Below are 11,974 nucleotides of genomic sequence, written 5' to 3' on the forward strand. Positions count from 1 at the left end.
GGCGTCTTCTGTCCAGTCAGGACCTCGCCAGGATCAGTGATGATCCTTGTCGTCGATCACCGGCAGGGTTTCGAACTGGTGGAATGGCGGCGGGCTGGACAGGGTCCATTCCAGCGTCGTGGCGCCTTCACCCCAGTAATTGCCTTCGGCCTTCTTGCCCATCGTGAAGCTGTAGATGATGTTGATGAACCAGACGATCATGCTGACCCCCATTACCGCATAACCCCACGAAGACAGGGTATTCCAGTGTTCGTAGGCCGGGGCATAGTCCGGATAACGGCGCGGCATGCCCTGCAGGCCCAGGAAGTGCTGCGGGAAGAAGATCAGGTTCACGCCGACGAAGAAGATCCAGAAGTGCACGTGGGCAAGAAACTCGCTGTGCATCCGCCCGCTCATCTTGGGGAACCAGTAATAAAAGCCGGCGAACAGGCCCGTTACCGCGCCCAGCGACAGCACATAGTGGAAGTGCGCGACGACGAAGTAGGTATCGTGAACCACATCGTCGATCCCCCCGTTGGCAAGGTAGACGCCGGTAACGCCGCCCAGCACGAACAGGAAGATGAAGCCGATCGCCCAGACCATCGGGCTCTTGAATTCGATCGAGCCGCCCCACATCGTTGCGATCCAGCTGAAAATCTTGATGCCGGTAGGCACTGCAATGACCATGGTCGCCGCGGTGAAGTACATCTTGGTGTTGAGGCTGAGCCCGGTGGTGTACATGTGGTGCGCCCACACGATGAATCCGACCACGCCGATCGCGACCATTGCGTAGGCCATGCCCAAGTAACCGAACACCGGCTTTTTCGAAAAGGTCGACACGATCTGGCTGACGATGCCGAAGGCCGGCAGGATCATGATGTACACTTCGGGATGGCCAAAGAACCAGAACAGGTGCTGGTACAGCACCGGATCGCCGCCGCCTGAAGCATCGAAGAAGGTGGTGCCGAAGTTGCGGTCGGTAATCAGCATGGTGATAGCGGCAGCAAGGACCGGCAGCGCCAGCAGAAGCAGGAACGCGGTGACCAGCACCGACCACACAAACAGCGGCATCTTGTGCAGCGTCATGCCCGGCGCGCGCATGTTGAAGATCGTAGTGATGAAGTTGATCGCCCCCATGATCGAGCCTGCGCCAGCGAGGTGGAGCGAGAAGATCGCAAAGTCGGTCGCCGGGCCGTTCGATCCATAGGTCGAAAGCGGCGCATAGGCAGTCCAGCCGATGCCCGCACCGTTGCCGGTCGCGTCACCCGGCATGAACGCCGAGGTCATCAGGCTGCAGAACCCAGCCACGGTCAGCCAGAACGAAACGTTGTTCATCCGCGGGAATGCCATGTCCGGCGCACCGATCATCAATGGCACGAACCAGTTGCCAAAGCCGCCGATGATGGCCGGCATTACCAGGAAGAACACCATGATCAGGCCATGAGCCGTGATCAGCACGTTCCACAGATGGAGTGCATCGTTCATTTCCGCAGGCTTGCCGTCCATCCAGGTCGCGATAGCGCCCAGATACTGGATGCCGGGGTGTGCCAGTTCGAGGCGCATGATGCCCGAAATGCCGCCGCCGATGATCCCCGCGAAAATTGCGAAGATCAGGTACAGCGTCCCGATATCCTTGTGGTTGGTCGACATGAACCAGCGGGCGAAAAACGCCGGCTTGTGGTCTGCATCGTGGTGCGCGTGGCCATGATCGTCATGGGCCTGGAACTGATCGGCGGTAGTAGCCATGGTGGAACCCTAGTCCTTTACAATTCTGGCTCAGGCGGCCGGCTTGGCGGCAGCGGAGGTTTCGGCAGCAGGAGCAGCGCTGGCCGAAGCAGCAGCTGCAGGAGCGGCAGCAGGCGGCGCTGCGGGTGCGCCGTCGATCTTGCCGCCCTGGGCAATGACCCAGGCGTTGAACTTGTCACGCGGCAAGGCTTCGATCGCGATCGGCATATAGCCATGGCGCGCGCCGCACAGCTCGGAACACTGGCCGTAATAGACCCCCGGTTCGGTAATGGTCATCACGCGTTCGTTGATCCGGCCAGGAACGGCGTCGATCTTGAACCACAGCGACGGCACCGCGAACGAGTGAATCACATCGGCCCCGGTTGCCTGCAGGCGGATCGGTTCACCCACCGGCACGACCATGCGATTGTCGACCGCCAGCTGCTCCGGCTCGCCGTTCTTTTCGGCATCCTGAGCATTGAGCATGTTCGAAATCACCTCAATCCCACCATTGTCGGGATAGGAATAGGTCCAGAACCACTGGTTACCGGTGGCCTTTACAGTCACCGCCTTTTCCGGAGCAGGCGTATACTGCTTGGCCAAGAGGCGCAGCGAAGGCACTGCGATAACCACCAGGATCAGCACCGGCACGGCGGTCCAGACGATCTCCAGCAACGTGTTATGGCTGGTCTTCGATGGCACCGGATTGGCGCGGCTGTTGAAACGGAAAATCACGATCAGCAGCAGGCCAAGGACGAACACGGTAATCACGACCATGACCCAGACCAGCCAGTTGTGCAGACCCACCGCAGTCTGACCATTGGGCGAATACTGATGCTGGACATCGATCGCCCCGGCAATGGGCATGCCTTTGCCGGCGGTCGGCTTCATCGGGGTGTAACCGCCCGGCGCGACCTTGAAATGGGGATCGTTGGGATCGATAGCAGGAACGGGCGCAACAGTGACAGCCGGTGCGGCGACGGCAGGTGTCGCAGCTTTCTCAGCCGGCGCAGCAGCGGCCGGAGCCGCGCTCGCCGCAACGGGTGCCGGAGCAGCGGCGGCTGCAACCTGCGGCACGGCGCAAAGTGCCAGGGCGAGTCCAAGTCCCTTGAACGCGTTACCCGCGGCGCGGGCGAAATGGCCGAATCTCATCGTTCCTCGTGCTTTCGCTTTCCCGTGCGGCGGAAGGATTGGTTGCCTTGTTCCGCCCCTGTGGGAGACAATTTGAAAGCGCCTATACGCGCGCTTGCAGGGCACCTCAAGCGCCTCTAGGGGAAAAAATGAAAGCGCCGCGTCAAGCCCGATTTCGCAGCGCCAGTCCCACGAACAAAGGCCACGCCGATCATGCATGCCGAAGATGTCCTTGCCGAGTTCCGCGCCAGCAAGGCTTTGCTTGAAGGACATTTTCTGCTCAGTTCCGGCCGCCACAGCGCCCATTACCTGCAATGCGCGCGCGTGCTGATGGACCCGATGCGCGCCTCGCGTCTGGCTGCTGCCCTGGCGGCAACATTGCCGCGCGATCTCAAGAAAGACATCACAAAAGTCATCGCTCCGGCAATGGGCGGGGTGATCATCGGCCACGAAATGGGCCGCGCACTGGGAGTAGAGGCGATGTTCGTCGAACGCCCCACCGGCACGTTCGAGCTTCGCCGCGGCTTTTCCCTTGAACCGGGCGACAAGGTCCTGATGGTTGAGGATGTCGTTACCACCGGCCTGTCGAGCCGTGAGGCAATCACCGCAATCGAAGCCGCCGGCGGAGAGGTGATCGCCGCTGCTTCTCTGGTCGACCGTTCGGGCGGAAGTCTGGATTTCGGGGTGCCGTTCTATTCGCTGATTGCGCTCAACTTCCCGACTTATGACGAGGACGACTTGCCACCCGAGCTGGCAGCAACCCCCGCCGTCAAGCCGGGCAGCCGCGCGGCAGAATGACACCGCTGGCTGGCCTGTTCGCGCTTGCCGCGCTTCTGACCGCTCCTGCCGCGTTGGCACAAACGGACACCGCGCCCGCGTCTGAAACCGAAACGGCCGCGCAACTTGGCCCAGAAGCGCAAGCCGAGGTCGAGCGCTCGCGCCAGGCTGCCGGGCAATTTGCGCAGTTCATGAAATCGTCGCGCGACGTGGCCAAAGCGGCCAAGTTCAGCGGTGAGTTCGGCATGGGCTTTCAGGCGCGGCGCGGCGAAGCTCCGGCCACCGCCGCGGTCGCGGTTGCCGCCCAAGGCGCTGACGGCACGCCGCGCAAGGCCAATGCCCTGTGGCGCTGGGCTTCGGTGACCAAGCAAGTCATCGCGGTGCTGGTCATGCAGGAGGTGCAGGCCGGCCGGATCGACCTTGACCAGCCGGTCGCGCGTTACCTTCCCGATTTTGCCGCACCAAATGCGGCCCGTATCTCGGTCCGGCAATTGCTCCGCCACCAGAGCGGCCTGCCCAATCCAGACGATTCGCCCCAGGACCGCGAAGGTGTTCCGGTCTTCTATCATGGCGGCAAACTTGCCGATCCGCCTTTGGCTTATTGTTCCGGAGCGCCCAAAGGCGAGCCGGGCGGCAAGTGGGTCTACAACAATTGCGATTATATCGTTGCCGGGGCACTGCTCGAGGCAGTGACCGGAACGCCGTGGCGCGATCTCGTGACGGAGCGGATTGCGCGACCAAACAAACTTGGCTCCATCGCAAGCTTCCCGTCAGATGTCGCGACCACCAAGGGTCTTGTGGGCGGCAAGGCCGAACCACACTATGATTTTGCCCGGTTCGAGGCTTCGGCGGCGCTATACGGAGCGATGTCGGATCTGCTGAAGTTCGATCTGGCGCTTGCCAGCGGCAAGCTGCTGGACGGACGGCGGCTTGGGCAATTGTGGGACGGACAGGCCGATCAGGGCTTCATTGCCCTTGGCCAGTGGGTCTTCGAAGCCCCGCTTAAGGGCTGCACGGCACCAGTCCGCGTGGTCGAACGGCGCGGCGCGATCGGCGGCGTGCAGGTGCGCAATCTGATCGTCCCCGATCAGCAGCTGGCAGTGGCGCTGTTTTCCGATCAGGACAGTTTTGACTATGGTGAAATCTGGCAAGGTAAGGGCTTCGCTTACGACATGCTCAGCCTTGCCGCTTGTCCGCAGGTGATGCCATGATCCCAACTCGCCTGCGCCTTGGTGTCAACATCGATCACGTTGCCACGATCCGCAATGCCCGCGGCGGTGACCATCCCGATCCGGTTCGTGCGGCACAGATTGTCGCGGCTTGTGGCGGCGATGGCATTACCGCCCATTTGCGCGAAGACCGCCGCCACATCCGCGATGAAGATCTGGCCCGCATCCAGGCGGCAACCGATTTGCCGCTTAACCTGGAAATGGCTGCAACCGAGGAAATGCTGGCGATCGCCCTGCGCCACAAGCCTCACGCGGCCTGCATTGTCCCCGAACGGCGTGAGGAACGCACTACCGAGGGCGGTCTTGACGCTGCGGGTCAGCATAACCGTTTGGCCCCGATCGTGGCGCGGCTGCATGACGCCGGGATCCGGGTCAGCCTGTTTATCGCGCCCGAGGAACGCCAGATCGAAGCGGCCATGCGGCTGGGCGCGCCGGTGGTTGAACTGCACACCGGCGAATATGCCCATGCCGAAGGGCAGGACGTTGCGCGCGAACTGCGCCGGCTGGCGGATATGGCCGCGCTGGCCGCCAAGAACGGGATCGAGCCCCACGCCGGCCACGGCCTGACTTATGACAATGTCCAGCCGGTCGCCGCGATACCGCAGCTGGCCGAGCTCAACATCGGACACTACCTGATCGGCGAGGCTATCTTCACCGGTCTGGAGCCCGCCGTGCTAAAAATGCGCGCGTTGATGGACGCTGCGCGCTGATGTCAGGACGCCGATGATCATCGCGATCGGTTCAGATCTTTGCAATATCGAGCGTATCCAGAACTCGCTCGACCGGTTCGGCGAACGGTTCGAGCTGCGCGTGTTTACCGAGATTGAGCGCGCCAAGGCAGCGCGGCGCCCCTTTACCAAGGCCGGGACACTGGCAAAGCGCTTTGCCGCAAAGGAAGCCTTTTCAAAGGCGGTCGGAACCGGGTTCAAGGCCGGGGTGTTCATGAAAGACATCGGCGTTGTAAATGCGCGGTCCGGCGCGCCAACGCTTGCGCTGAGCGGCGGGGCAGCAGCGCGGCTCGAAACCCTGGTACCCGACGGCCATGAAGCCGTGGTCCATCTTACCCTGACCGACGACCATCCCTGGGCTCAGGCCTTTGTCGTCATCGAAGCAAGGCCATTATGATCGATAACCCCGCGCCGCCGGAAACACGTTCTGCGGAAAATGCCGGACCTGAACAACCAGGCGGCGAACAGAAGGTTGACTGGTGGGCCGAACTGCGCGGCCTGGGATGGATGCTGCTGGCCGTGCTGGCCTTTCACAGCTTCATCGCCAAACCGTTCTACATACCGTCAATCTCGATGATGCCCAATCTGCTGGTGGGCGACAGGCTGGTCGTCTCCAAGTTTCCTTACGGCTGGAACTGGGCTTCGGCCAGCTTCCACGTGCTGCCGCGCGGCAACTCGCGTCTCCTTCCCGGCACTCCGCAGTATGGCGATATCGTGATCGTTGTGCCGCGAAATCGCACGGATGATCTGATCAAGCGCGTCGTCGCCCTGCCAGGCGACCGCATTGCAATCATCAATGGCCAGATCGTGCTGAACGGCAAGCCGGTGCCCCAGCAAGAGATACCGAACGTGCAGCTTGCAGCGGATCCCCTTTTGCTGTGCGAGGACCGCACGCCAAGCTATTACTGCTATGACGAGTTCGCCCCCTACCACTCGCGCCTGCCATCGGGCCGGGAAGTCATCGAGCCGCCGATGCTGCGCGAAACGCTGCCCAATGGCGCTACGTACCTGATCATCCGCGATAACCCTTATGGCCCGGAAAATGTCATGGCCGAACGCGTCGTACCTGCGGATCATGTCTTCCTGATGGGCGATAACCGCGATCATTCGGCCGACAGCCGTTTCAGCCTCGACAGTGACGGCTTGGGCGGGCCGGTTCCGCTGTCAGACATTGGTGGCCGGGCCGAGTTCATCACGTTTTCGCTCGACGGCAGCCAGACCTGGAACCCGCTCAGTTTCTGGCACGCCTTGCGCCCGGGGCGCAGCTGGACCAGCCTGCGTCCGGAACATCAGGCAAAGGGACAATAATGGCAGATGCATCACCGCCGCGGCGCAGGACACGCAGGGCGCCTCCCGTCACCCTTGAAACCGCACCGCAAAGCGCCAGCCCGGCAGATTTTGCCGATCCGTTCGTTCGTACCGAGATCAAGCGTGCGGCGGTGTGGATCGGGATGATCGTGCTGGTCGGGTTGGCAATCTATCAGGCCCAAGCCCTGCTGGTGATTTTCGGCGGCGTAGTCTTTGCCGCCATGATCGATGGCGGCGCCCGGCTGCTTGGACGGATCCTGCATATCGGTCGCGGCTGGCGCGTTACCATCGTCCTGCTGCTTGCCCTTGCCTTCATCGTCTGGCTGTTCATGTTCGCAGGTTCGCAAATTGCCGAGCAGGCCGCCCAGCTGCCAGCCGTTATCGAAGTGCAGACCGGCCGCGTGCTGACCTGGCTGGCTGGACACGGCTTCAAAGTCGACGTGAGTTCGGTCCAGGGTTTGCTTGAAAAAGCGATTGGCGGGATCGGCCAGCTGACCTCGGCGCTTGGCGGGGTTCTTGGCGGGCTGACCACGGCGTTTCTCATCGCGGTGCTGGGCATCTATTTTGCGGTAGAACCCGACCTTTACCGGCGGGGCCTGTCGTGGCTGCTTCCGGCAGGTGAGCGGTCGCGTTTTGCCGACATCGCCCAGACCATGGGCAAGACCCTGCGCCGCCTGCTGTTTGGCCGTTTAATCGGCATGGCGGTCGAAGGGGTAGCGACCTGGGTGATGCTGGCCGTCTACGGTGTGCCGATGTCCGCGCTGCTGGGCCTGCTGACCGGGCTGCTCGCCTTCCTGCCCAATATTGGCGCGCCGATTTCTGGCTTGCTGATGGTGATGGTTGGCTTTTCTGGCGGAACCGAAATGGGCATATACTGCATCATCGTCTATGTCGTTGTGCAGACGGTGGACGGTAATGTGATCGTGCCGATGATTGCCAAGAAAACCGCTGATCTGGCCCCTGCGCTGGTGCTGGGCGCTCAGCTCATCATGGGGGCCCTGTTTGGTATCCTGGGTCTGGCGCTGGCCGATCCCCTGGTCGCAATGATCAAGATACTGCTTGAAGAACGGTCACAGCGCAACGCCGATGCGGCGACGTAACAATGGCCCGCAAGTTCCTTTATTTCATTGCCTTTTGTATCATCGTCTACATTGGCGGACGGCTTGCGCTGCAGTTCTATCCTGAACGGTTGAGCCAGGCGGCCTTTACTCCGTCCACCAGATTTGAACCTCAACCCGCGCTTGCCGCCAATGCCTATGACGATCCGGGCATGTGGCTGGCCAAGCCCGGCATGGGATCGACTAATCCGGCGCTTTGGATGCCTGGTGATGTTATCCGGGATACCCCGGGGCCAATCGTTCCGGTGTTCTTCGTCCACCCGACAAGCTATGTGAAAAAGGACCATTGGAACGCCCCGCTGGACGATCGGGATGCACGCGCAATTTCGGAAACGATGGTCCGGGGCGAGGCTAGCGTGTTCAACGGTTCCGGCGAAATATGGGCACCGCGCTACCGTCAAGCCGCCGCCGGCGCCTTCATCACTGACCAGCCCGAAGCGCGCCAAGCGGTGGACCTTGCTTACCGCGACGTGGCCGAAGCGTTCGACGCCTTTGCCGCCCGGCTCAAACCCGGTGCGCCTTTCGCCATCGCCGGCCACAGTCAGGGCAGCTATCACATCAAGCGTTTGCTGGCCGACAAGGTCAAGCGAACGCCCCTCGCCAAGGGGCTGGTCGCTGCCTATGCAATTGGCTGGATCGTCGATTTGGATCATGATCTGAACGCGATGGGCCTGCCGGCCTGCCAAACACTGGAACAAACCGGATGTATCGTCAGCTATGTCTCATTTGCCGATACTGCCGACGCCGGAATGATGCGCCGCGCCTATGAACGCTTGAGCGGCGTTGCAGGAGATGCCGCCGATGCGCCGCGCATTCTGTGTTCAAATCCGCTGACAGGCACGGTCGGCGGCGCCGCCCCGGCCAGCGCCAACGCCGGTTCGGCAGTGCCAGACCTGCAGATGACCAAGGCCGCTCTAAAACCAGGTCTGGCCGGCGCGCGCTGCGCTGATGATGGCACCTTGCGCATCGGCGAAGGGCCCGACATGGGGCCTTATGTTCTGCCCGGCGGCAACTACCACGTGTACGATTATCTGCTGTTCTGGGCCAACCTTCGTAGCGATTTTCAACGCCGGGCAGCCGCGTGGAAACCCTGATCACCACCGACGTGGCGGCTTTTCGTGCGGCCTTGCCGGCGGGCGGCACATTGCTGGGCCTTGATCTTGGCACGCAGACAATCGGCACCGCGTTCTGCGATCCGGGCTGGCGCTTTGCCTCGCCCGCAAAAACGCTGAAGCGCGGCAAGTTTGGCGCCGACCGCGAGGCGCTGGCCGCGCTGGTTCGCGAGCGTGGCGCTGCGGGCGTGGTGATCGGCCTGCCGCTTAACATGGACGGCAGCGAAGGGCCGCGCAGCCAGTCCAGCCGGGCCTATGCCCGTAACGTAGCCCAAGCGCTGAACCTGCCGGTGCTGCTGTGGGACGAACGCTGGTCAACCGCCAGCGCCGAAGGTGCCTTGATCGCCCAGGACATGAGCCGCGCCAAACGCGCCAGCCGGATCGATTCGGCTGCGGCAGCAGTTATCCTTCAGGCGGCGACGGATGCCCTGACCGGCGGATTTGCCTAGAGCGCCAGTTCAGCGCGGCGGATTTTGGCTTCCATCGCTACCAGCCTGCTTCCCGACTTCTCCGCGTCGCGCCACAGCGCATCCTTTGCCGCTGCAGTACAGTCGCGCGCGGCCAGGGCATCCCATGTGTTTAGCCGCAGCCGGTCGCTCGGATGTCGCCGCGCAAAACGGTGGGCCAGATCCAGCGCTTCATCGCTGCCCAGCCCAATTGCGACCTTAAGGAACGCCTCGGTCGGCCCTGGCGACAGGATCGTCCCCACCGTACGCTGATCAAGATCGAAGCGGTACTGGTCAAACCAGCCCTGGCCGGCGTTAGTGTGCATTACGTTGAGCGATACCGATAAGCTGTCAGCAGGATGCTGGGCATGGACATCTTTGTGGGCGCGGTAATGCAGCATGCGCCCCTGCTCCAGCCGCGAACGTTCGACAAAGCGCAGCGAGGGAACTGGCTCGCCGCGCCAACCAGTCACCTCGGCATAGTCAACCTCGTAATAATCGCTCCAATAACCCGGTCCGAAATATCCCAGGGTGAGAAAATCAAAGTTGTGGTCGTGCGGCATGCCATAAACGAACGAAGCCGGCCCAGACGCTCGAACCATGTGTTCATCGGCCGACGGCCACAGGTTGGCGCGAATGAAGAATTGCCCCTGCGGCGGAACCAGCATGATCACTTGCGGGCCATAGGCATTTTCCAGGCTGTCATCACGATGACGATTGGCCAGTTCCTCCACCAGAATATCCCCGAGGAAAGTCTTGTTATTACCCAATCGTTGCAGCCAGATTGCCGCATGGCGCAGGCTTGCTTCGTCACGGGGATCGAAACCATTTGCGGCGATGGCCTGCGCACACGCATCCAGGCCGGCAATACCGCTATCGGCGATGTCTAGTTGACGAGGCATGGGTCAATCTCGCCAAGTTGCGGATGCGTCTCGATAAGCTGCGTACGCAGCGAGCCGGCATGCCTTGCCAGAGGATCGGTGGGATCTGCGGCAATACGGCATAGCGCAGTGAAACCCCGCCTGGTGTCGAGGCCAAGGCATTCGCGCAGCACCTGCCAGCGCATGCCCGCGCTACCCTCTTCTTCAGCCATGGCGGCAAGCATGGGCGCGGCATCGGTTCGGCCCATCCGGCCAAGCAATGCGGCTGTAAGCTCCCACCGGCTGTCGCGGGGTGATGCGGCGGATTGATGGAGCAAGGTGCCGTCCTCGATCGCATACTCGCGCGATACACCGTTGTTATCGGTGCGCCGCTGCAGACGCAGCAAGACCAGGCACGAAGCGACGCGTTTGAACTGCACTGTCTGGGTCTGCCCTGATCGGCGTTGCACCATGCCTGGCACCAAACGAAAATCGCTACGGCTCAGACCGGCATTATTGCTGCCGCAATCGTGGAGTGTGAACACGTCAGCCTCGGCCGATCCGGCCAGCACCGCATCCCACGTTTCGCACGGCACGAAGCGCGCGGATGTTGGCGGCGCTGCCCGGGTCATGGCCTGTCCGTCAAACGCCAGTAACGACAGCACTGTAGTCCCGTGGCGCAACAAGGAAACCGAGGCTGTCGCATCATCAAGATAGTGGCGCAGCGGCGATTGACCAATCGGGTTGATCGAAAGTTCAGCCACAATCTGCGCTATCAGATTGCCAGCGAACTGCGCCGCGGCATCTTCGCCGCTGGCAAACAATGTGGACAGGACCGGCAAGTCTTCAAGGTCAGCTCCGCACCCCCAGCGGACCAACTCGGCGTTCGCGGCACGGACCAGCGGCTCGGCATGCCACCTGTCCAGGGCGGCACCAAGAGCTGCCTGGGCACGGCGCTGCGGAGCATCGTCATTCCGCAGCGCCGCCAGTTCCGGACGGATCAACACCCGCGTCGATCCCGGTTCAGTGCGTGCATTCGTAGACGAATACCATCACCACGACCACAGAGTCGTCTTGGCTAAGCGCCTGTGCCGGGCGAGCCAGACTGCCGAAGACGCCGGTCAGGACATCAAGGTCAGGCAGGGCAGAAAGGTCGATTTTCGGAAGATTCATTTAGCGTCCCCATATTTTGCGGAGCCAATCGCTCCGTGTCCGCACAGGTCGCGAGTTCCGCCCTCAGACTGAAATTAAAAGATTGTAATCGCCTTCTGCGCGCAGCACAGGGTCGGCGCGATGAATGCCCCCGACGAACCCAGAACCCTTTACGATACCGCGCCCGAGTTCGTGTTCGATCCGGCGCGTGCGGCCAAGATGATGACGCGGCATGGGCATGGCGGCTGGCTGGAATTGAAATATCATGCGCACGGCGCGGGCTGGTTTGAGCTGGAACTGCCCTGGCGTGATGAACTTGTCGGGGTGGCGGAAACCGGTGTGCTTGCCTCGGGTCCGATCATCAGCCTGATGGACAATGCCACTTCGATGTCGGTGTGGACCCTGACCG

13 protein-coding genes and 1 pseudogene are annotated in these 11,974 nt (G+C 62.0%); 9 read left to right on the plus strand and 5 right to left on the minus strand.

Going from position 1 to position 11,974, the window contains the following annotated elements:
- Positions 1–33 precede the first annotated feature (33 nt).
- Positions 34–1,725, minus strand: a complete 1,692-nt coding sequence (gene ctaD, locus Q0L62_RS09125) for a cytochrome c oxidase subunit I (protein WP_296679097.1) — start codon at positions 1,723–1,725, stop codon at positions 34–36.
- Between the two features lie 30 nt (positions 1,726–1,755).
- Positions 1,756–2,856 (minus strand): cytochrome c oxidase subunit II, encoded by a 1,101-nt coding sequence (gene coxB / locus Q0L62_RS09130; RefSeq protein ID WP_296679099.1) that lies wholly within the window; start codon positions 2,854–2,856, stop codon positions 1,756–1,758.
- 192 nt (positions 2,857–3,048) lie between these two features.
- Here coxB and pyrE point away from each other — a divergent pair, with 192 nt between their 5' ends.
- Genes pyrE through ruvX form a run of 8 tightly spaced genes read left to right on the plus strand, consistent with a single transcriptional unit; the run spans position 3,049 to position 9,556 of the window.
- Entirely contained in the window at positions 3,049–3,633 is a 585-nt protein-coding gene (gene pyrE / locus Q0L62_RS09135) for an orotate phosphoribosyltransferase (protein ID WP_296679100.1), read from the plus strand.
- Positions 3,630–4,823, plus strand: coding sequence for a serine hydrolase (locus tag Q0L62_RS09140; protein ID WP_296679102.1), 1,194 nt, complete (start codon positions 3,630–3,632; stop codon positions 4,821–4,823). The genes pyrE and Q0L62_RS09140 overlap by 4 nt, the downstream gene beginning before the upstream one ends.
- Complete coding sequence (locus Q0L62_RS09145) at positions 4,820–5,551, plus strand: pyridoxine 5'-phosphate synthase (RefSeq protein WP_296679103.1); 732 nt, start codon at positions 4,820–4,822, stop codon at positions 5,549–5,551. Before Q0L62_RS09140 ends, Q0L62_RS09145 begins: the two co-directional genes overlap by 4 nt.
- A gap of 13 nt (positions 5,552–5,564) precedes the next feature.
- Positions 5,565–5,966: a holo-ACP synthase gene (gene acpS, locus Q0L62_RS09150; protein WP_296679104.1), complete on the plus strand. Its 402-nt coding sequence runs from the start codon at positions 5,565–5,567 to the stop codon at positions 5,964–5,966.
- Positions 5,963–6,877 carry a signal peptidase I gene (lepB, locus tag Q0L62_RS09155; RefSeq protein WP_296679106.1) on the plus strand — a complete coding sequence of 305 codons (915 nt, stop codon included), beginning with the start codon at positions 5,963–5,965 and terminating at the stop codon, positions 6,875–6,877. The genes acpS and lepB overlap by 4 nt, the downstream gene beginning before the upstream one ends.
- Positions 6,877–7,977, plus strand: coding sequence for an AI-2E family transporter (locus tag Q0L62_RS09160; protein WP_296679108.1), 1,101 nt, complete (start codon positions 6,877–6,879; stop codon positions 7,975–7,977). The genes lepB and Q0L62_RS09160 overlap by 1 nt, the downstream gene beginning before the upstream one ends.
- A gap of 2 nt (positions 7,978–7,979) precedes the next feature.
- Entirely contained in the window at positions 7,980–9,089 is a 1,110-nt protein-coding gene (locus tag Q0L62_RS09165; RefSeq protein WP_296679109.1) for a DUF3089 domain-containing protein, read from the plus strand.
- Complete coding sequence (gene ruvX / locus Q0L62_RS09170) at positions 9,086–9,556, plus strand: Holliday junction resolvase RuvX (RefSeq protein ID WP_296679119.1); 471 nt, start codon at positions 9,086–9,088, stop codon at positions 9,554–9,556. Before Q0L62_RS09165 ends, ruvX begins: the two co-directional genes overlap by 4 nt.
- Here ruvX and Q0L62_RS09175 read toward each other — a convergent pair.
- The 3 genes from Q0L62_RS09175 to Q0L62_RS09185 are packed head-to-tail and all read right to left on the minus strand — an operon-like array spanning position 9,553 to position 11,586.
- The gene (locus Q0L62_RS09175) at positions 9,553–10,455 is read right to left on the minus strand and encodes a transposase (RefSeq protein ID WP_296679111.1); all 903 of its coding nucleotides are present in this window, start codon (positions 10,453–10,455) and stop codon (positions 9,553–9,555) included. The genes ruvX and Q0L62_RS09175 overlap by 4 nt on opposite strands.
- On the minus strand, positions 10,440–11,420 hold the full coding sequence (locus Q0L62_RS09180; protein ID WP_296679113.1) for a hypothetical protein: 981 nt from the start codon (positions 11,418–11,420) through the stop codon (positions 10,440–10,442). Before Q0L62_RS09180 ends, Q0L62_RS09175 begins: the two co-directional genes overlap by 16 nt.
- A gap of 16 nt (positions 11,421–11,436) precedes the next feature.
- Positions 11,437–11,586, minus strand: a complete 150-nt coding sequence (locus Q0L62_RS09185) for a hypothetical protein (protein ID WP_296679115.1) — start codon at positions 11,584–11,586, stop codon at positions 11,437–11,439.
- A 120-nt stretch (positions 11,587–11,706) separates the two neighbouring features.
- Here Q0L62_RS09185 and Q0L62_RS09190 point away from each other — a divergent pair.
- A pseudogene (locus tag Q0L62_RS09190) lies at positions 11,707–11,974 on the plus strand (phenylacetic acid degradation protein); the annotation flags it as partial.

Source organism: Novosphingobium sp., from assembly GCF_024642085.1.
Taxonomy (GTDB): Bacteria; Pseudomonadota; Alphaproteobacteria; order Sphingomonadales; family Sphingomonadaceae; genus Novosphingobium.